This is a genomic window from Paraburkholderia haematera (assembly GCF_905220975.1).
Lineage (GTDB): Bacteria > Pseudomonadota > Gammaproteobacteria > Burkholderiales > Burkholderiaceae > Paraburkholderia > Paraburkholderia haematera.
This window is the reverse complement of sequence record NZ_CAJNBK010000010.1, coordinates 98,145-116,994: the sequence shown is the minus strand read 5'-3', so window position 1 is coordinate 116,994 and position 18,850 is coordinate 98,145. Positions and strand designations below refer to the sequence as shown.

At 63.6% G+C, this 18,850-nt stretch carries 18 protein-coding genes; 5 read left to right on the top strand and 13 right to left on the bottom strand.

Annotated features, from left to right (window positions below; translation table 11 throughout):
• The first annotated feature begins 11 nt into the window (after positions 1–11).
• The 4 genes from flgJ to flgL all read left to right on the top strand — a co-directional run bounded on the left by flgJ (position 12) and on the right by flgL (position 5,602).
• Positions 12–1,022, top strand: a complete 1,011-nt coding sequence (flgJ, locus tag KHO23_RS19045; RefSeq protein ID WP_211612799.1) for a flagellar assembly peptidoglycan hydrolase FlgJ — start codon at positions 12–14, stop codon at positions 1,020–1,022.
• A 422-nt stretch (positions 1,023–1,444) separates the two neighbouring features.
• The gene (locus tag KHO23_RS19040) at positions 1,445–2,218 is read left to right on the top strand and encodes a flagellar brake protein (protein WP_211612788.1); all 774 of its coding nucleotides are present in this window, start codon (positions 1,445–1,447) and stop codon (positions 2,216–2,218) included.
• A gap of 176 nt (positions 2,219–2,394) precedes the next feature.
• Positions 2,395–4,371: a flagellar hook-associated protein FlgK gene (flgK, locus tag KHO23_RS19035; RefSeq protein WP_211612782.1), complete on the top strand. Its 1,977-nt coding sequence runs from the start codon at positions 2,395–2,397 to the stop codon at positions 4,369–4,371.
• Between the two features lie 10 nt (positions 4,372–4,381).
• Entirely contained in the window at positions 4,382–5,602 is a 1,221-nt protein-coding gene (gene flgL, locus KHO23_RS19030) for a flagellar hook-associated protein FlgL (protein ID WP_211612781.1), read from the top strand.
• A gap of 155 nt (positions 5,603–5,757) precedes the next feature.
• Here flgL and fliR read toward each other — a convergent pair whose 3' ends face one another.
• From fliR to fliL, 7 genes are read right to left on the bottom strand one after another with little or no spacing between them, the layout of a single operon-like run.
• Positions 5,758–6,540 (bottom strand): flagellar biosynthetic protein FliR, encoded by a 783-nt coding sequence (gene fliR / locus KHO23_RS19025; protein ID WP_211612780.1) that lies wholly within the window; start codon positions 6,538–6,540, stop codon positions 5,758–5,760.
• A gap of 49 nt (positions 6,541–6,589) precedes the next feature.
• Complete coding sequence (gene fliQ / locus KHO23_RS19020; protein WP_028198519.1) at positions 6,590–6,859, bottom strand: flagellar biosynthesis protein FliQ; 270 nt, start codon at positions 6,857–6,859, stop codon at positions 6,590–6,592.
• 51 nt (positions 6,860–6,910) lie between these two features.
• A complete protein-coding gene (fliP, locus tag KHO23_RS19015; RefSeq protein ID WP_211612779.1) occupies positions 6,911–7,780 on the bottom strand; it encodes a flagellar type III secretion system pore protein FliP in 870 nt (289 codons plus the stop codon).
• Positions 7,780–8,427, bottom strand: coding sequence for a flagellar biosynthetic protein FliO (fliO, locus tag KHO23_RS19010; protein ID WP_211612771.1), 648 nt, complete (start codon positions 8,425–8,427; stop codon positions 7,780–7,782). Before fliO ends, fliP begins: the two co-directional genes overlap by 1 nt.
• Positions 8,424–8,888: a flagellar motor switch protein FliN gene (gene fliN, locus KHO23_RS19005; protein ID WP_211612769.1), complete on the bottom strand. Its 465-nt coding sequence runs from the start codon at positions 8,886–8,888 to the stop codon at positions 8,424–8,426. Before fliN ends, fliO begins: the two co-directional genes overlap by 4 nt.
• Positions 8,881–9,879 carry a flagellar motor switch protein FliM gene (gene fliM / locus KHO23_RS19000; RefSeq protein ID WP_211612767.1) on the bottom strand — a complete coding sequence of 333 codons (999 nt, stop codon included), beginning with the start codon at positions 9,877–9,879 and terminating at the stop codon, positions 8,881–8,883. Before fliM ends, fliN begins: the two co-directional genes overlap by 8 nt.
• A 50-nt stretch (positions 9,880–9,929) precedes the next feature.
• Positions 9,930–10,436: a flagellar basal body-associated protein FliL gene (gene fliL, locus KHO23_RS18995; protein ID WP_211612765.1), complete on the bottom strand. Its 507-nt coding sequence runs from the start codon at positions 10,434–10,436 to the stop codon at positions 9,930–9,932.
• Here fliL and KHO23_RS18990 point away from each other — a divergent pair.
• On the top strand, positions 10,372–10,638 hold the full coding sequence (locus KHO23_RS18990) for a hypothetical protein (protein ID WP_211612934.1): 267 nt from the start codon (positions 10,372–10,374) through the stop codon (positions 10,636–10,638). The two genes, fliL and KHO23_RS18990, sit on opposite strands and share 65 nt — an antisense overlap.
• A 789-nt stretch (positions 10,639–11,427) precedes the next feature.
• Here KHO23_RS18990 and KHO23_RS18985 read toward each other — a convergent pair.
• From KHO23_RS18985 to fliF, 6 genes are all read right to left on the bottom strand, one after another.
• Positions 11,428–12,990: a flagellar hook-length control protein FliK gene (locus tag KHO23_RS18985; RefSeq protein WP_211612763.1), complete on the bottom strand. Its 1,563-nt coding sequence runs from the start codon at positions 12,988–12,990 to the stop codon at positions 11,428–11,430.
• Between the two features lie 61 nt (positions 12,991–13,051).
• Positions 13,052–13,501 carry a flagellar export protein FliJ gene (fliJ, locus tag KHO23_RS18980; RefSeq protein WP_211612762.1) on the bottom strand — a complete coding sequence of 150 codons (450 nt, stop codon included), beginning with the start codon at positions 13,499–13,501 and terminating at the stop codon, positions 13,052–13,054.
• An 11-nt stretch (positions 13,502–13,512) separates the two neighbouring features.
• On the bottom strand, positions 13,513–15,186 hold the full coding sequence (gene fliI / locus KHO23_RS18975; protein WP_211612761.1) for a flagellar protein export ATPase FliI: 1,674 nt from the start codon (positions 15,184–15,186) through the stop codon (positions 13,513–13,515).
• Positions 15,180–15,863 carry a flagellar assembly protein FliH gene (gene fliH / locus KHO23_RS18970; protein WP_211612760.1) on the bottom strand — a complete coding sequence of 228 codons (684 nt, stop codon included), beginning with the start codon at positions 15,861–15,863 and terminating at the stop codon, positions 15,180–15,182. The genes fliI and fliH overlap by 7 nt, the downstream gene beginning before the upstream one ends.
• Positions 15,850–16,845: a flagellar motor switch protein FliG gene (gene fliG, locus KHO23_RS18965; protein ID WP_211612759.1), complete on the bottom strand. Its 996-nt coding sequence runs from the start codon at positions 16,843–16,845 to the stop codon at positions 15,850–15,852. The genes fliH and fliG overlap by 14 nt, the downstream gene beginning before the upstream one ends.
• Positions 16,835–18,634: a flagellar basal-body MS-ring/collar protein FliF gene (gene fliF / locus KHO23_RS18960; RefSeq protein WP_211612758.1), complete on the bottom strand. Its 1,800-nt coding sequence runs from the start codon at positions 18,632–18,634 to the stop codon at positions 16,835–16,837. The genes fliG and fliF overlap by 11 nt, the downstream gene beginning before the upstream one ends.
• Positions 18,635–18,850 lie beyond the last annotated feature (216 nt).

Below are 18,850 nucleotides of genomic sequence, written 5' to 3'. Positions count from 1 at the left end.
GAAGAAACAGGATGAATTCGGATACGACCAATTCGGCCAGCGCGGCGAACGACCTGACCCAGCGCTTCGCGCTCGACGTGCAGGGCTTCGGCAAATTGAGCGCGCAGGCCAAGGCTTCGCCGCAAGCCGGTATGAAGATGGCCGCGCAGCAGTTCGACGCGGTGTTCACCCAGATGATGCTGAAAAGCATGCGCGATGCGACGCCGCAGGACGGTCCGTTCGATTCGCACGACAGTGCCACTTTCACGTCGATGATGGATCAGCAGTTGTCGCAACAGATGTCGCAGAAGGGCATCGGCGTGGCTGACGCGATGCTCAAGCAGATGATGCGCAATCAGGGTATGCAGGTGAGCGGCGCGAACGGCGCAGGCGGTGGCCTTGCCGGCATGGCCAATGCGCTGGGTGGTGGCAGTGGCAGTGGCAGCGGCGGCGACGAAGGCCAGACCGCGGCGCTGAACGCGCTCGCGAAGGCCTATGGCAACGCGCAGGCCAACGGCCAACTGGCGATGGGCAAGGGCTACTCGGCCAACAGCGCACTGACTCCGCCGATCAAGGGCGACGGCAGCTCGCCGAAGGTCGACGCCTTCGTCGACAAGCTCGCCGCGCCGGCGCAAGCCGCCAGCGCGGCAACCGGCATTCCGGCGCGCTTCATCATCGGCCAGGCCGCGCTCGAATCGGGCTGGGGCAAGAGCGAGATCAAGAAGTCGGACGGATCGCCCAGCCACAACGTGTTCGGCATCAAGGCGACCAGGGACTGGACCGGCAAGACCGTCTCGACGGTCACGACCGAATATGTGAACGGCAAGCCGCAGCGCACCGTCGAAAAATTCCGTGCATACGACTCGTATCAGGAAGCGATGACCGACTACGCGAGCCTGCTGAAGGGCAACCCGCGTTATGCGCAGGTGATCAACTCCGCGCATGACGTGAATGGCTTTGCCAATGGCATGCAGCGCGCGGGTTACGCGACCGATCCGCATTACGCGAAAAAACTGATGTCCATCATGCAGAAAATGGGCTGATTGCCGTTAATGCAAGTGCGCGGCAGATGCGCACTTGCATTCGACCGCGCAGCCGGTCAGTTTATGCGGTTTGATTTTCTCGAATAATGTATGCACGCGACGGGGCCAGGTGCATAACAAGACGGACGAGGCCGGCTGCCTACGGGCGGCCGGTCCACCCGCATAACCGGCGTGATTGCCGCCGGTATTCGATGTGACCGGATTTCACTGGCGACATATCGGTGTTTTAACGTTTGCGGCAAATATTTCATTACAGGCCCCTAAATTTTGGCCGAATGCTGCCGCTAATCAGTTAGACCCGATACCGGAAAGCGTTGTAATGTCCGGTTGAATGCGCGTGCTGCGGCTTCGATGAAGACCGCGCGAAAGCCCCGGCAGGAGCCCTGGCACGCGCCCGCAAGAACATGCATACCGGCAAGCCTATGGATACTACCCAGTCGCACGGCCAGACCGACGCACCCGGCCAGTCGCACGCCACGCTAGACGAAAGCGCACCTGATTTCGGCCGTCGCAATCCGCTGGAGATCGGCGTTCAGTTACGCAACCTCGTTAATCGCGGCGATTTCCTCACCGTTGAATATGCGGGCGGTCAGCTCGTGACGCGCCTGCTCGATGTCGACGTGCGCGGGCGCACCTTCACGTTCGATTGGGGCGCGCTCTCCGACCAGAACAAAGGCTTATTGGGCGCACCGCGCTGCCAGTTCCATGCATCGCCTGACGGCGTGCGCGTCGAGTTCGCGACCGGCACGCCGCGCGAAACCCGCTACGAAGGCCTGCCCGCATTCGAGGTCAACTTCCCCGAGGTGCTGTTCTACGTTCAGCGCCGCGAGTATTTCCGTGTCGATGCGCCGATTCTCGATCCGTATATGTGCAGCGGCCGTTTGCCCGAAGGCGACACGTTCCGCTTCGAAGTGCACGATTTGTCGCTCGGCGGCGTCGGCATGCGTACCACGGATGTACGCGTGGCCGAATTACCGATGGGCACGCGCCTGCAGGATTGCGAACTGTCGCTCGGCGGGCTCGGCCGCCTTTCGCTCGACCTGCAACTGGTGTCGCACCGCTCCACTGCGTTGCCGAACGGCACGCAGCGCTATCAACTCGGTTTCCGTTTTCTCACGCTGCCGGGCAGCGCCGAAAACACGCTGCAACGTCTGATTACGCAACTTGAAATGAAGCGCCGCTCGCTGGTGCGCTGACCAGTAGAGACCAGCAGAGACAAGCAGAAAAGCCTTGTGGCACGCGCCTCGCAAACGTTGAAACAAACGTCGAACACACATCGGAATGGCCCTCAATTTTTCCTCGCGAGGGCCGTTAAACAGACTGTTCAAGTAACGCGGCGGCAAGTGGTCGGTGTCGCCCTTCAGGATGACGCATGTCGAGCAACCTCATCAATCTCGGACTCAGTGGACTGAACGCAGCCCAGTGGGGACTCACGACGACCGGCCAGAACATCAGCAACGCGTCGACGCCGGGCTACACGATCGAAACGCCGGTCTATGCGGAAACCGGCGGCCAGTACACCGGCTCCGGCTATCTGCCGCAGGGTGTCTCGACTGTGACCGTGACGCGCCAGTACAGCCAGTATCTGACCACCGAGCTGAACAATGCGCAGAGCTCGGGCAGTTCGCTGTCGGCGTACAACACGATGATCTCGCAGCTGAACAATCTTGTCGGTAGCCCGACAGCCGGCATTGCAAGTGCGATCACCAGCTACTTCACCGGTTTGCAGAACGTCTCGAACAACGCCTCCAGCCTGTCCACCCGCCAGGGCGCGATAAGCGGCGCGCAGACGCTCGTCAACCAGATCAATGCCGCGGGTCAGCAATACGACGCGATGCGCCAGAGCGTCAACACGCAGCTCAGCAACACCGTTTCGCAAATCAACAGCTACACGCAGCAGATCGCCCAGTTGAACGGGCAGATCTCCCAGGCCAGCACGCAAGGTCAGCCGCCGAACCAGCTGATGGATCAGCGCGACCAGGCCGTGTCGAACCTGTCGCAACTGATCGGCGTGAATGTCGTGAACACCAACGGCAGCTACAGCGTGTTCATGGGCAACGGCCAGCCGCTCGTGTCGTCCACCAATAGCTACAACCTGGGCACGGCGCCTTCGACGGGCGACAGCAGCGAACTGTCGGTGCAGTATCTCGGCCAGGCCGGCGCGAACCCGGCCGCCGCACCGCAAAACCTGCCCGACAGCAAGGTTACGGGTGGCACACTCGGCGGCCTGCTGGCGTTCCGCAGCCAGACGCTCGATCCGTCCGAAGCGCAACTCGGCGCGATTGCGGTGAGCTTTTCCGCGCAGGTCAACGCGCAGAACGGCCTTGGCATCACGCTCGCCGGCGCCCAGGGCGGCGCGCTATTTTCGGTGGGTGGCCCGACCGTCTACGCGAATACGAAAAACACCGGCAACGCGTCGCTGAACGTCTCGTTCGCGAATCCCGCGCAGCCGACCACCGGCGATTACACGCTGGCTTATAACGGCACCAGCTACACGCTGACCGACAATTCGACCGGCAGCGTGGTGGGCTCGGCGACCAATCTGACCCAGCCGATCAACGGCCTGAATTTCTCGACCACCGGCACGATGAACGCCGGCGACTCGTTCACGGTCGAACCGACCCGCGGCGCGCTGAACAGCTTCAACACCGCGACCACGGACCCGTCGGCGATTGCTGCTGCGGCACCGGTGCTCGGGGCGGCAACGTCGAGCAATACCGGCACCGGCACGATCACGCAAGGCACGGTGTCGGCCGGTTACACGATGCCGAATGCGACCACCACGCTGTCATACAACGGCGCGGGTCTCTCCGGCTTCCCGGCCGGTTCGACGGTGACGGTAGCGGGCTCGCCCCCCACCTCTTACCCGATCGCCACTGCGGCGACCGTGGTGCCGTATTCGTCGGCCACAGGCGCGGCGCTGACGATCACCAACCCGACCTTGGGCCAGATGAACAACGTCTCGGTGACGATCAGCGGCGCACCGGCTGCCGGCGACACGTTCACCATCGGCCCGAACACCGGCGCGAGCAACGACGGCCGCAATGCGTTGGCGCTGTCGAACCTCTCCGCGGCGAAGGCACTGGCGGGCGGCACGGTCACGCTGACGGGCGCGTATGCGAACTACGTCAACCAGATCGGGAACCAGACCAATCAGATTCAGACTTCGAGTACGGCGCAGACCTCGCTGGTGACGCAGATCACCACCGCGCAGCAGTCGGTCTCGGGCGTGAACATCAACGAAGAAGCAGCCAACCTGCTTCAGTATCAGCAGCTCTATCAGGCGAACAGCAAGGTCATCCAGACTGCGCAGACCCTGTTCCAGACGATACTTGGCATTCTCCAGTGAGGCGTTGAACATGCGCATCTCCAGTACGCAGTACTTCAACATGAACGTGGCGACGATGAGCGATCAGCAAGCTCAGTTGTCGCAGTTGTATCAACAGATCTCGAGCGGTGTCAGCCTCTCCACGCCGTCGGACAATCCGCTCGGCGCGGCGCAGGCGGTGCTGTTGAGCTCGACGGCGACGAGCCTGTCGCAGTACACGACCAACCAGGGCTCAGCACTCTCTTCGCTGCAACAGGAAGATTCGACGCTAGGCAGTGTCAATACCGTGCTGCAGAGCATTCACACGCTGGTGCTGAGCGCCGGCGACGGTTCGCTGAACAACGGCGACCGCGGTTCGATCGCGACGCAATTGCAGAGCTTGCGCAGCCAGTTGATGACGCTCGCCAATGCGACCGATCCGCAGGGCAATGCCTTGTTCGGTGGTTATCAAACCACCGCGACGCCGTACACCACCAACGCGGCCGGCGTCGTGAGCTATTCGGGCGACACCGGTACGCCTTCCATGCAGATCACGTCGTCGCACACGATTCAGACCGGCGACAACGGTATCGCGATCTTCGGCAGCGTGGCAGCGATCGGTACTAGCTCGGTGCCGGCCGCGACAGCCGCCAACACGGGCACTGGCGTGATCAGCACCGTGAGCCTGACGAACCCGACCAATCCGGCCAATGCGGATACGTACGCGATCAACTTCACGTCGGCGACCACCTACACGGTGACCCAGACCCCGCCGAGCGGGGCGCCGACCACGAGCGCGCCGCAACCGTTTACGGCCGGCTCGGCGATCACGCTTGGCGGCCAGACGGTGAACATCACTGGCGCGCCGAACGCGGGCGACAGCTTTTCCGTGACGCCGGCCACGCAAGGCAGCATGGATGTGTTCGCCAATCTGAGCCAGTTGATCACGACGCTGCAATCGCCGCTGTCCGGCGGCGCTTCGACGGCCAGCTTCCAGAGCGCGCTGACCACCAGCATGACCCAGCTCGAAAACACGATGAACAACGTCGTGACCGCGCAGGCGGCGGTGGGTGGCCGCGAGCAGCAAGTACAAGCGTTGCAGACGGTCACGCAGACCAACACGTTGCAGACGGCGAGCAACCTGGCGGATCTGACCCAGACCGACATGGCCAAGACGATCGGCAAGTACACGATGACGCAAAACGCGCTGCAAGCGGCACAGCAGGCGTTCGTGAAGATTCAGAGCGTGTCGCTGTTCCAGTACCTGAACTGATCGGGCAAGTAGTCAGAAACGGGAAAGGGCGGAAGCCGGTGTGAGCCGGTTCCGTCCTTTTTTGTTTTGGGTGGCCGATGCGTGGCCAACAGGCGTGAGCGATGCACGCGCGGCGCGATTCATGTGAAGCGCCAGTCGCGGCGCTGGAAGCCGTGCTACTTCAACCCGGCCGCCACACGTCCCATCTGATCGAGGCCGACGTCGAACAGGCGCATGAAGAACGGAATCATGTTCGGGATCATCAGCTGCAGGAGCAGCATGCCGATCAGCATCGTCAGCGGAAAGCCGATCTGGAATACGCCGATTTGCGGCGCGGCGCGGTTCAGGATGCCGAGCGCGAGGTTGGTGATCAGGAGCGCCACGACCACCGGCAGCGACAGCAGCAGCCCCGCCGAAAACACCGTGCTGCCGAAATTCGCGAGGGTGCGCCAGCCGGGTGCGCCCAGAATGTTCGCCGACACCGGGACGGACTGGAAGGTGGCCAGCAGCGCGCTGATCATCTGCAGATGGCCGTCGATCACCAGAAACACCAGCATGGCAATGGTGTTCATGTAGCTCGACAGCACCTGGCTCGAACTGCTCGCCTGCGCGTCGAAGAAGGTCGCGAAACCGAGACCCATACCCAGACCGACGAAATCGCCGGTGGCGCTGATCGCCTGAAAAACGATCTGCATCGTCATGCCGAGCGCGATGCCGATCAGGAACTGGTTGACGATGATCCACACGCCTTCGGCGGAAAACACGGTGGCCTGTGGCAGCGCGCCGAGCGTGGGTGCGACGATGATCGTGATGAAGGCCGCGAGACCGATCTTCACGCGTGTCGGCAGCGAGCGGTTGCCGAGCACCGGCGCGGTCGCCACCAGCGCGAGAATCCGCACGAACGGCCACAGGAACGCCGTCAGCCAGGTGTTCAGTTGTGCGTAGGTGACGGAGAACATGGCAGTGCGGAAGAGGAGCGGAAGCGCCGGGTGGAGGCCGGGGCCGCGCTCAGTTGACCAGCGACGGGATGTTGGTGAGCGTCTGGCGCAGATAGTCGAGCATGGTCGTCAACATCCACGGACCGGCGATCACCATGGTGATCGCGATCGCGAGCAGCTTCGGAATGAACGAGAGCGTGGTTTCATTGATCTGTGTAGCGGCCTGGAACAGGCTCACCACCAGACCGACCACCAGCGCGACCAGCAGCAACGGCGCGGCAAGCAGCAGGCCGACATACATGGCCTGGTGCGCGAGCGTCATGACGGATTCCTGATTCATGGCGTAGTACCGGAAGCGTGAAGGGTTGAGTGACTTAGCCAGGTGACCCGGTTAGACGAAGCTCTGCGCGAGCGAGCCGAGCAGCAACTGCCAACCGTCGACAAGCACGAACAGCATCAGTTTGAATGGCAACGAGATGGTGGCGGGCGACACCATCATCATCCCCATCGACATCAGCACGCTCGCCACCACCATGTCGATGATCAGGAACGGGATGAAAATCGTGAAGCCGATCTGGAAGCCCGTCTTCAGTTCGCTGGTCACGAACGACGGCACCAGGAGCGATAGCGGCACGTCTTCCGGACCTTGCATCGGCGCCGCGTGCGAGATGCGGGCAAACAAGGCGAGATCGCTTTCGCGGGTCTGGCGCAGCATGAATGTCTTGAACGGCGCGAGGCCTCGGTTGACGGCGGTCTCCATCGGCATCGAGCCTTCGGAGAACGGTTTGTAGCCGTCGTTATAGGCTTTGTCGAGTACCGGAGACATCACGAACAGCGTGAGAAACAGGGCGAGACCGACCAGCACCTGATTCGGCGGCGTGCTGGTCGTGCCGAGCGCCTGACGCAGCAGCGACAACACGATGATGATGCGCGTGAAGCTTGTCATCATCAGCACCATCGCCGGCAGGAACGACAGCATCGTGAGCAGCAGCATGGTCTGCACGCTCAGCGAGTAGGTCGTGCCGCCGTTCGGGCCCGGACTCGTATTGAAGGCCGGCAAACCGGCGGTTTGTGCGAACGACAGCGTCGGCAGCGCGAGCATCAGTGCCGGCAGCATGACCGGCGCGACACGGCGCAGCACGGCGATGACTTTCGAGGTGGCGCTTGACTTGCTGGTGGTGTGCGGATAACGCGCTGACTGCACCGATTGCGCTGATTGCACCGATTGCACCGATTGCGCTGATTGAAGACTGAACTGCATTAACGATCCCCGCTGCCTTGCCCATTGAAACGTTTGCCCATTTCGCCTTTCAAAGCGTCGCGAAAGCGTTGGCCGAAGGTGCCGGGCAACGCCGCGCCGGGTGCGGCCGGCGCGCCGGATTGCGTGCCGCCGACCGGATCGACCGAGGCTGAACCGGCGGGCATTGTGTGCAGCAGACGCACATTGCCGGGCGCGGTGCCGAGCACGAGCCACGTATCGCCGATCTCCACCACGGCGACCCGCTCCTTGCCACCGAGCGAGGCGCCGCCGATCGTCTTCACGAGGCCGCCGCGGTTCGCCGGTTGCAAGCCGAAGCGGCGCGCGAGCCATGCGCAGGCGAACACCAGGCCGATCACGACCAGCAGGCCGACGATGGTTTGCAACACCGCGCCAACGCCGAGCGCCGGAACGGCCGTGCCTGCACCCACACCCGACGCGATTTTCGCGGCGTTGTTGACCGCGTTCATGTCGGCTGCGTGCGCGGGCGATGGCGTGAATGCCGCCACCGAGGTTAGCGCGACCATCAGCGCCGAGGCGGCCGCTGCCGTGGTTGTCGTCGTTGCCATCGCTGTCGTTGCTGCGGGCAGGGCGCGATTGAGAACACTGCGCGACGCATGCAGCATGGCGCGACCGGCAACGCGTGTCATCGATTCAACTTCCGGATGCGTTCGGACGGCGTGATGATGTCGGTCAGACGGATACCGAACTTGTCGTTCACGACCACCACTTCGCCCTGGGCAATCAGGCAGCCGTTGACCAGCACGTCCATCGGTTCACCCGCCATGCCGTCCAGTTCCACGACCGAGCCCTGTGCGAGTTGCAGCAGGTTGCGGATCGCGATCTTGGTGCGGCCGAGTTCGACGGTCATCTGGACAGGGATGTCCAGGATCATGTCGATGTCGTTGCGCGTCGAGGTCGACTCGACCTTCGAGAGCGGCTGGAACACGCCGGCCGTGGTCGCGCTGACTTCCGTGTTGTCGTTCTGTTCGGCCAGCGCGCTGGCCCAGTCGGCCATCGCCGCGTCGTCTTCGGCGCTGGCTGCGTCGGCGGCCAGCAGCGGCTCGCTGGCGGCCAGTTCTGCCTCAGTCTTTGCGTTCAGGTCACTCATATCCACCATCCTTCATCGTTTCGGCTGCGCTGATCATTTTCTGGACCCGCAACGCGTACTGACCATTGAAAATTCCGTAGCCGCATTCCATCACCGGTACGCCATCGACTTTCGCCGTGATGTGTTCGGGGATGTTGATCGGCAGAACATCGCCCTTGCGCATGTTCAGGATCTGTTCGAACGTGACCGGCACCTGTGCGAGATCGGCGGTCAGTTCCACTTCCGCTGCCTGCACCTGTTGCGACAGCACGCGAACCCAGCGGCGGTCGACTTCCAGCGCCTCGCCCTGGATCGGCGACGAGAGAATGTCGCGGATCGGTTCGATCATCGAATACGGCATGCAGATGTGCAGCGTGCCGCCCGTCGTGCCGAATTCGATCGAGAACTGCGTGACGATGACGATTTCGTTCGGCGTCGCCACGTTGGCGAACTGCGTGTGCATTTCCGAGCGCACGAATTCGAACTGCAGCGGGCGCACGCTTTTCCACGACGTCGCGTAGTGTTCGAACGTGAGATTGAGCAGTTTCATGATGATGCGCTGCTCGGTTGCCGTGAAATCGCGGCCTTCGACGCGGGTATGGAAACGCCCGTCGCCGCCGAACAGGTTGTCGACCACGAAGAACACCAGATTCGGGTCGAACACGAACAGCGACGTGCCACGCAACGGCTTCACATGGACCAGGTTCAGGTTGGTCGGGATCGGCAGGTTGCGGGTGAATTCGCTGTACTTCACTACCTTCACCGGACCGACGGAGATTTCCGCCGAGCGCCGCATGAAGTTGAAGATACCGACGCGCAACAGACGCGCGAAGCGGTCGTTGATGATTTCAAGACCGGGCATCCGGCCGCGGACGATGCGTTCCTGCGTCGCGATGTTGTACGGGCGTACGCCTGTATGTGCGGCCTGCTCGGATTCCGAGTCGGACTCGCCGGTGACGCCCTTGAGGAGGGCATCGACCTCCTCCTGGGACATGAACTCTTCGTGGCCCATTCCTTATTCCTCGTGCGTCCGGCGGTTAATGATGGCGGCGTGAAATGGGTTCACTGCACGACGAATTCGGTGAACAGCACGTCCTGGACGTGGATCGGGGCGGCGCCCTTATCGGTCGGCTGTTCGATCAGCGTCTGGAGCTCGGTGGCCAGCGCGCGTTTGCCTTCGAGCGGCGCGAGTTCTTCCGGGTGTTTATTCGAAAGTGCGAGGAGGATGCGGCTGCGCACTTCCGGCATATGGTCGGAGAGTTCCTGCTGGGTTTTCGGGTCGCTGAGCTTGAGTGTCAGGCCGATTCGCAGGAAGTGTTGCTGACCGTCGTCCGATTGCAGGTTGACTGTCATCGATTCGAGCGGGAAGAAAAGCGGCACGGCTAAAGGCGCTGGTGCGGTGGGGGTTGCTGCCGAGGCGGGGGCGGGGCTGCGTTGGGACATGAAGAACCACACACCCGCGCCGGCAGCGCCTGCGGCGACGATCGCGATGAGGGCGATCAGGATGATGCGCTTCAAGGGGCCCGGGGAAGCGGGCGCGGCTTGCTGGTTTGCGGTCGTGGTTGCCATGAGGTTTGCTTTGCTTGCCTTTAGTGCTGGTGAGGGTGATTGTTGTTTATTTGCCTGCGGCGCGATGGGTCGAAAAGAAGGGTTATTGAGGGCTATCTCTGGTTTTTGCCTTTCAGGCGGGGTTTGTTTTTTGGTTTGGGGTTTGGGGTTTTTTTGCCGCTGGCGGGGGGTGTTGTTGTTTGCCTACGGCGTTGCAATTTGATTGATTTGGTTGTTCGGGTGGCGATTGGTTGTCTGTATGCCTGTGGTGTTGGCCTTTCCTTGAATTCTTATTGGTTTATTAGCGTCGCCCCTGTGCGGGGCAGCACCTACTTTTCTTTGCCTGCCGCAAAGAAAAGTAGGCAAAAGAAAGCGGCTCAAACCGCTAATTCTTAAGCGGGTCCCCTGGCTTGGAGGAGGTAGTGGTGCATCTGGAATCCGTGCTCTCGCACATTCGGCGTGAGTGACAAGGGCGTCATACTTCCGGCGGCGCTGCGCGCGCCGAAGGGTATTTCATCAAACCGCCTGTTGCGTTTTCGGGATCCTGCTGCACTCGGTTTGGGGCACTTCCAGAATTCCATCGTGTTTGCGCATTCGGCGCCTCGCCGAGGCGAAGCCGATGGCTCCCGCTGCGCGTAACCGAAGCCCCAAGGTTTCCCATGCAGACCGGTCCGCGACGCACGCAGTGCGGAGTGGGAGCGAATGACACCTTTGTCACTAACGCGGAGTGTGCGAGGACACAGATTCCAGATGCACCACTACCCTCTCCAAGCCAAGGGACCCGCTTATGAGCTGGCGGTTTGAGCCGCTTTCTTTTGCCTACTTTTCTTTGCGGCAGGCAAAGAAAAGTAGGTGCTGCCCCGCACAGGGGCGACGCTAATAAACCAATAAGAATTCAAGGAAAGGCCAACGCCGCAGGCATACAGACAAGCACCGCGAAGGCAAACAAATCAAGCAAAAGGCAACGCCGTAGGCAAACAACAACCAACCCCGCCAGAGGCAAAAACCGACATTAAGCAAACGTATCCACCAACCCCACCTGCCGCCGCACGGCAACATTAGCGACAACGGAACCAGAAGAATCCGAACCAGCGCCACCGGCAAAAGACCCCGCAGCCCCGCTGCCACCAGAACGCCCCGAACCCGAACCCGAACTCTGCTGCTGCCCGCCCTGCCGGGCAAACCCATCGCTAACACTAGCGCTCCCCAACCCAATCCCGTTGGACTCCATCGCCTCGCGAAGCTTCGGCAACGCTGCCTCGACAGCTTCCCGCACCTGCTGGTGCTGCGAAACAAACAACGCATGGGCATGGTTATCGGCAACCTGCAACACAACCTGCAACGGCCCCAAATCCTTCGGATTCAAAGTCAGCTCGGCGCTCTGCGAATGCGCATTCGACAAAAACACCACCTTCTGACTCAACGCGTCTTCCCAGTCCGTCGTGCCCACCTGCGGCGACAACGTGTTCGCCACTTCCGCAGCACCGGCGTTACCCGTCGTCTGCACGGCCGCCGCCGTACTCGCGGCACCCGCGGCAGCCTGGCCGGCTGCCAGTGCCGCCGTCGCGGCATCGGCCGCACTCTTGAAGGACGTCAGATCGCTAGCCTGCGCACCACCAGCAGTCGTCGCGCTCAGCGCATCAGCCGCAGTTTTCGCCGCCGCCGACGGATCCGCCATCGTCGTGGCCGCCGCCGTCAATGCCGCCTTGCCGGCAGTCGATCCCTTGCCGTCGCCAAACAATCCCGCCGCAAGCGTCTTGCCGCCCGCCGATCCGTTGAGTCCATTGTTCGCGCCCGTACCCAGACCGCTTGCCGTCGTCGCTGCGTTCGCCGCCGCGCCACTTGCCAGCGCCTGCGCCGGAACCGTGCCCTGGCCGTTCGCCAGCGCGGCCAGCGCCGCCTGCAAAGCGTCCTGCGCCGACTTCGGATCGGTCGCGTCAGTCTTTTTGCCCGTGGCGCTTGTCGTCCCATCCGCGCCGGTCTGCGTGGTCGCAGCGTCAGTCAGTGCCGCGGCCGGGTCAGCCGTCGCCGGATCGGTGGCGCTGTTCGCATTGGCCTGCACTTGAGCCTGAATCTGGGCCTGGGCTTGAGCCTGCGCGGCGGCAGCTGCCGCGGCCGTGCCCGCGTCGGTCTGCGTGGTCGCGTTGCCGGACTTCGACGGCGTCGCATTGGTCCTGTCGGTCGAAGCCTGCTGCGCACTGGACGACGAAGCCGACGACGAGCCCGACGCCGAAGCGGACGACGAGCCCGATGAGGGCGAACTCGACGCGTTGCTGTTCTTGGCGTTGCTGCTCGCGGCATCCGCGCTCCCGGTCGACGGATCGGGCGGCGGCGGCGCGTCATGCACGCTCGACGAAGAGGCCGAAGCCGACGAGGAAGCAGACGAAGACGAAGAAGCGGACGAAGAAGCCGGCGGCTTGCTCGCACGCTGCGCGGCCGTGTTGTTTTGCAGGTCGATGCTCTGCTGCAGGGTTTGCGAGAACGGTTTGGCGTTCGCCGCAGCGGCCATGGCCGCGCTGGTGGACGTGCTGCTGGCAGCGCCGAGCAGTGAGCCGATCGGTGAAAGAAGCGACATAGGGAATCCTGTCAATCCGTCAAACGGGGTGTTCGGTCAATCGAGGCGGCGCCCGGGTGCGTCAAACGCCCTCGGCTCGCATCCTCAGAATGCGGGCGGCATGTTCGTCGGCGTCACGCTGGTCGCGACGCGCCATGGTTCTCGCTTCTGCGGCCTCGCCGCGGGCCTGCAGCACTTCATACGAGCCGAGTTTCTGCTTCTGGCGCTGCCAGTCGGGCTTGGCAGCCTCGACGCGGGCATTCGCCGTCACCAGCAGGTTGCGCTGCTGTTCGATGGCGGCGTCGAGCGTGTCGATGAACGCCTGGAAATTGCGCATGTTGCCGGCGGGCATGCCAGTCTGGGCGGTGGCCGTGAAGCGCGCGTGATATTCGTCGCGATACTGCACTAGCGAGTCAAGTTGCGACTGCACGTCGTTGCGCTCGCGCTGCGCGCGGCCCAGTCGTTGTGCAGCGGCATCCACATCGTCCTGGGCGAGGCCGATGAGAGTCTTGATCGGAAAGTGATTCCCCATCGTCAGCCTCCTTAGGCAAACAGAGCGTCCAGCATCTCGAGACTCGGTTCAAAGTTCGCGCATTCGCGAAAACCTTGCTGCAAAAACGCTTCCATCCGCGGATACAGCGCAATCGCGCGGTCGAGCAGCGCGTCGCGCCCGCTCGAATAGGCGCCGACGTTGATCAGATCGCGGTTGCGCTGATAGCGCGACAGCATCTGCTTGAACATACGCGTCTTTTCCAGATGGTTATCGTCGATCAGCGCGGTCATTGCCCGGCTAATCGAGGCTTCGATGTCGATCGCCGGATAATGCCCGGCCTCGGCGAGCGAGCGCGACAGCACGATGTGGCCGTCGAGAATCGCGCGCGCGGAGTCGGCGATCGGGTCCTGCTGGTCGTCGCCTTCGGTCAGCACGGTATAGAACGCGGTGATCGAACCGCCACCCGCCGGGCCGTTGCCGGTTCGCTCGACGAGCGCCGGCAGTTTGGCGAACACCGAAGGCGGATAGCCCTTGGTGGCGGGCGGCTCGCCCACGGCCAGCGCGATCTCGCGCTGCGCCATCGCGTAGCGGGTCAGCGAATCCATCAGCAGCAGCACATGCTTACCCTGATCGCGAAAGTATTCGGCGAGCGAAGTCGAATACGACGCGGCCTGCATCCGCAAGAGCGGCGAGACGTCGGCCGGCGCGGCGATCACGACCGAGCGCGCAAGGCCCTCTTCGCCGAGAATCTGCTCGATGAATTCCTTCACTTCGCGGCCGCGCTCGCCGATCAGACCGATCACGATCACCTCGGCGCTGGTATAGCGCGCCATCGTGCCGAGCAGCACCGATTTACCGACGCCCGACCCGGCGAACAGGCCCATGCGCTGGCCGCGGCCTACGGTCAGGAGCGCGTTGATCGCGCGCACGCCGACGTCGAGGACCTTGTGAATCGGTTCACGGTTCAGCGGGTTGATGACTGGCGCGGACAGCGGCGCATCGGCGTGCGCGCCAAGCGGGCCGAGGCCGTCGAGCGGGCGGCCGGACGCGTCCAGTACGCGGCCGAGCAATTCCCAGCCGACCGGCAAGCGTTTCGCACCCGCCATCGGATCGGCAATCGGCGCGCTTTCCAGTGGGTACACGCGCGCGCCGGGCAGCAAGCCGATCACTTCGGTGGTCGGCATCAGAAACAGTTTGTCGCCGGAGAAGCCGACCACTTCCGCTTCGGCCATCGGCAGCGAACTGCCAAACGGAAGTTCGATCATCACTTCGGCGCCCACCGAAAGGCGCAGGCCGACCGCTTCGAGCACCAGACCGGCGGCGCGCGTCAGGCGTCCGCAGGCACGCATCGGCTTGGCGATGGCGCTACGCGCGCGCAGCGCGTCGAGCCGGCCACGCCAGGCTTGCATGTGCGGGTTGCTGTCGAGTGCGGGATCGTACGAAACGGGAGGGGGAGAAGCGGGACGCGAAGAAGCGGTATTCGAAGCGGCATCGGCGGCGGACGCGCGGCGCACCGCCGTGCCCTTCGTCGGGTGGCCGGCGCCAGGATGCCCGGCGCCGGGATCGCGCAGTGCGGCGTCGATGGCCGCGACCGCGGCCGCGGCAGGTGTCACCTCCGCCGGGGCATCCGCCAGCGCCTCGGCGCCAAACGAGGCCAGCGCCAGCTCGCGTTCGAGCGGCGTCAGATCGCTGGCGCGGATATCTTCGAGCGTTGGCTTCACCACGTGCTCACCTTGCCGAGTGCGGCGGCGACGCGCTCCCAGCGCGTGTCGATGCCGGCGTCTACTTCACCGGTGGCGGCTTGCGCACGGCAGCCGCCACGTTCAACCGACGGATCGGTACGCACGGTCCAGCCGCGCGTTTGCAGTTCTTCCATCAAGTAGGCTTCGACGACCGGCAGGTCGGCGGGACTGACGATCAGCGCCGGCGCGCCGACCAGCGCGGGCTCGGTGGCCAGCACCTCACGGGCAGCGGCAATCAGCGCGGTCGGATCGTGCTGCACATGCTGGCGCACCACCTGCTGGGCGATGTCCAACGCCAGCGCGACCAGCGTCTCGGAGATCGCGCCTTGCGCGCCGTCGAGCGCCGCCTTGAAGGTCTCGGCCAGCGCGGCGAGGCGCGCCGCTTCTTCGCGCGCTTCGCTCTGGCCCTGCTCGAATCCTTGCGCGTGGCCTTGCTCGTAACCGGCCTGATAACCGAGCGCCTGCCCGGCTACGTGACCCGTCGCGACGCCCTGCGCATGCGCTGCGTCGCGCAGGCGTTCGAGTTCGGCTTCGAACGCGCCGTCGTCGACTTCGGGTTCGGGCGGTGCGGGCGGCACCGGATCGAACGAGGCCATCTCCCAGCGCTGGTAGGCCGAGAGCCTTTCCTTTGCTGCGGAGTTCTGATCAGACATATGCATCTTCCGCCTTGCCGCCTAGCACGATCTGGCCGCTTTCCGCCAGATTGCGCACGATCTGCAGGATGCGGCGCTGCTGCGTCTCGACTTCGGAGACGCGCACCGGGCCGCGCGCATCGAGGTCTTCGGCGAGCAGTTCGGCAGCACGCTGCGACATGTTCGACAGGAACTTCTGGCGTAGCGCGGGCGGCGCGCCCTTCAGCGAGATGATCAACGCCTCGGACTCGACTTCCTTCAGCAACAGCTGGATCGCGCGGTCTTCCAGATCGAGCAGGTTCTCGAACACAAACATCTGATCAATGATCTTCTGCGCGAGTTCCGCATCGTATTGGCGAACATTCTCGATGACGCCTTCTTCATGGTTGCTCGACATGAAGTTGAGAATTTCGGCCGCCGTGCGGATGCCGCCCATCGGGCTGCGCTTGAGGTTGTCGCTGCCGGACAGAAGGCCCGTCAGCACATCGTCGAGTTCGCGCAGCGCGGCCGGCTGGATGCCGTCGAGCGTGGCGATCCGCAACAGCACGTCGTTGCGCAGCCGTTCGGTGAAGCAGGCGACGATTTCCGACGCCTGATCGCGGTCCAGGTGAACGAGGATGGTCGCAATGATCTGCGGGTGTTCGTTCTTGATGAGCTCTGCCACCGCCGCGGAGTCCATCCACTTGAGGCCCTCGATCCCGCTGGTATCGCTGCCCTGCAGAATCCGGTCGATGATCGCGCCGGCCTTGTCGTCGCCAAGCGCCTTGGTCAGCACCGAGCGGATGTACTCGTTCGAATCGAGCGACAGCGCGGTGTGCTGCTCGGCTTCGCGCACGAATTCCTGCAAGACTTCGTCGACCTGCTCGCGCGTCACGTTCTTCAGCGCGGCCATTGCGACGCCGATCTTCTGGACCTCACGCGGCCCGAGGAATTTGAACACCTGCGCGGCTTCTTCCTCGCCGATCGACATCAGCAGGAGCGCGCTCTTCATTACGCCTTCAGCGCTCATCGGACACCCAATTTTTCACGACGGTTGCGACGATCTTCGGATCCTGACGCGCGATGTTGCGCGCGAATTCCAGATTCCGTTCGTATTTGTGCTTCGAGTTTTCCAGCGCGAGCAATTCGCTGTCTCCTTCCAGTTCGGCGACGCTGGACACGCCCGCGCGCTCGGCGGCGGGGATGCCGTCCAGCAGGATCGGCTCGTCCGGCGACGACAGCGCCGTTGTGACGACCGGCTCCGGCTGCGGGAAAGCGCGGCGCAGCGCCGGCTTCACCATGACGAAGTAGAGGAACAGGGCGACTGCGCCGATGCCGAGGTAGGTCGCGATCTGCTTGGCGAGCGCGATCATGTCCGGCGTGCGCCACCACGGCAGGTTGGCATCCGGGTCGACGTCGGCGGTGAACGGGCTGTTGACCACGTTGACCGAGTCGCCGCGCGCGGCGTCGAAACCCATCGCGTCCTTCACCAACTGATCGACCTGCGCGAGCTTGTCGGCGGTGACCGGCTGCATGGTCGCGTGGCCCTTGGCGTCGACCACCCGCAGATAGTTGACCACCACCGCCACCGACAGACGCTTGATGCCGCCCATCGGTTGTTCCAGATGCTGCACGGTCTTGTTGAGTTCGTAGTTGGTGGTCGAATCCTTGCGGTCGCTGACCGGCGTGGTGGCCACACCAGGCGTGCCGTTGCCCGCCGTGATCGGCGCGGAGGCCGGCTGCGGCGGCTGGTTCGACAGCGCGCCCGGCACGCCCGAGGCCGCGGCTTGCGACATTTCGGTGGCCGTGCTCGATTGCTGGCTGCGGATTGCCGCCTGCTGCGGGGTCCCGTTCGGGCCGTAGTTTTCCGAGGTCTGCTCTCTGTGCGAGAAGTCGATATCGGCGCTGACCTGCGAGTGCGCGTTGCCGGAACCGAACAGGGGCGACAGGATCGCGTCGATGCGTTGCTGGGTATTGCGCTCGATCTGCTGGCGGTACTTGAGTTGCGAGGCGTCCAGACCGCTGCCGGTGGACGGCTGCGTCAGCAGGTTGCCGTCCTGATCGAGAATGGTCACGCCCTTCACCGGCATATCCGGCACCGCCGACGACACCATATGGGTGATCGCCAGCACCTGGCCTTCGTCGAGCGCACGGCCCGGGTAGAGGTTGACCAGCACGGAAGCAGACGGCGCTTCCTTGTCGCGCACGAACACGGAAGGCTTGGGAATGGCCAGATGCACGCGCGCCGACTTGACCGTCGAAATCGACTCGATCGTGCGCTCCAGTTCACCTTCCAGCGCGCGCTGGTAATTGATCTGCTCAGCGAACTGGCTAATGCCGAACTTCTGGTTGTCCATCAGTTCGAAGCCGACCGAGCCGCTCTTGGGCAAGCCCTGCGAAGCCAGACGCAGACGCATTTCATGCACCTGCTCGGACGGCACGAGGATCGCGCCACCGGCGTCGGAGAACTTGTAGGGGATGTTGGCCGCCTGCAGCGCGGTGATGATGGCGCCGCCGTCGCGGTCCGACAGGTTGCTGTAGAGCACCTTGTAGTCCGGCGCGCGCGACCACAGGAACAGACCCGCGACGATCGCGACCAGCAACGCGACAGCGAAAATCAGCGGCGCGCGCGGGTTGCCGCGCATTTGCGCGAGACCCGACAGACGCTGGCCGAAGTTGCCGCCCAGGTTGCTCCCCAGGCCGCCGAGGTCCGCGGCGCCGCCGGCCTGGCCGGTGCCGGCAGCACCGGCGCCGGGCTGCGCGCCGGCGAGGCCCATGCGGGCGTCGGGGTTGATCAAAGAGTTGGCTGACGAATCCATGCGTCGGGTATCTCCGGGATGCCTTTGCGTTCTGCCGCTTGAGCGCACCGAGGGTCGGCGGGCGTGCGGACAGAGACTTTCACCATTGAAATTATCCGCAGCGCCGCTCAACCCGATTGCTTGAATAGAGCCGGGTTTCCCCCCTAGTTTCGGGGCTTTCCCGTATGACCCGCTGCTATGCTTTCATCCAGATCGGCACGGTTTCCGGCATGCCGG

What these genes read in the sequence shown, in the direction of transcription:
- fliG (WP_211612759.1), bottom strand. Translation starts at nt 16,845, where the DNA reads ATGAGCGCTGAAGGCGTAATGAAGAGCGCGCTCCTGCTGATGTCGATC.
- fliJ (WP_211612762.1), bottom strand. Translation starts at nt 13,501, where the DNA reads ATGGGGAATCACTTTCCGATCAAGACTCTCATCGGCCTCGCCCAGGAC.
- fliH (WP_211612760.1), bottom strand. Translation starts at nt 15,863, where the DNA reads ATGCATATGTCTGATCAGAACTCCGCAGCAAAGGAAAGGCTCTCGGCC.
- fliM (WP_211612767.1), bottom strand. Translation starts at nt 9,879, where the DNA reads ATGGGCCACGAAGAGTTCATGTCCCAGGAGGAGGTCGATGCCCTCCTC.
- KHO23_RS19040 (WP_211612788.1), top strand. Translation starts at nt 1,445, where the DNA reads ATGGATACTACCCAGTCGCACGGCCAGACCGACGCACCCGGCCAGTCG.
- fliQ (WP_028198519.1), bottom strand. Translation starts at nt 6,859, where the DNA reads ATGAATCAGGAATCCGTCATGACGCTCGCGCACCAGGCCATGTATGTC.
- fliF (WP_211612758.1), bottom strand. Translation starts at nt 18,634, where the DNA reads ATGGATTCGTCAGCCAACTCTTTGATCAACCCCGACGCCCGCATGGGC.
- flgL (WP_211612781.1), top strand. Translation starts at nt 4,382, where the DNA reads ATGCGCATCTCCAGTACGCAGTACTTCAACATGAACGTGGCGACGATG.
- fliN (WP_211612769.1), bottom strand. Translation starts at nt 8,888, where the DNA reads ATGAGTGACCTGAACGCAAAGACTGAGGCAGAACTGGCCGCCAGCGAG.
- KHO23_RS18990 (WP_211612934.1), top strand. Translation starts at nt 10,372, where the DNA reads ATGATGCGCTTCAAGGGGCCCGGGGAAGCGGGCGCGGCTTGCTGGTTT.
- fliL (WP_211612765.1), bottom strand. Translation starts at nt 10,436, where the DNA reads ATGGCAACCACGACCGCAAACCAGCAAGCCGCGCCCGCTTCCCCGGGC.
- fliO (WP_211612771.1), bottom strand. Translation starts at nt 8,427, where the DNA reads ATGACACGCGTTGCCGGTCGCGCCATGCTGCATGCGTCGCGCAGTGTT.
- fliR (WP_211612780.1), bottom strand. Translation starts at nt 6,540, where the DNA reads ATGTTCTCCGTCACCTACGCACAACTGAACACCTGGCTGACGGCGTTC.
- fliP (WP_211612779.1), bottom strand. Translation starts at nt 7,780, where the DNA reads ATGCAGTTCAGTCTTCAATCAGCGCAATCGGTGCAATCGGTGCAATCA.
- flgJ (WP_211612799.1), top strand. Translation starts at nt 12, where the DNA reads ATGAATTCGGATACGACCAATTCGGCCAGCGCGGCGAACGACCTGACC.
- flgK (WP_211612782.1), top strand. Translation starts at nt 2,395, where the DNA reads ATGTCGAGCAACCTCATCAATCTCGGACTCAGTGGACTGAACGCAGCC.
- KHO23_RS18985 (WP_211612763.1), bottom strand. Translation starts at nt 12,990, where the DNA reads ATGTCGCTTCTTTCACCGATCGGCTCACTGCTCGGCGCTGCCAGCAGC.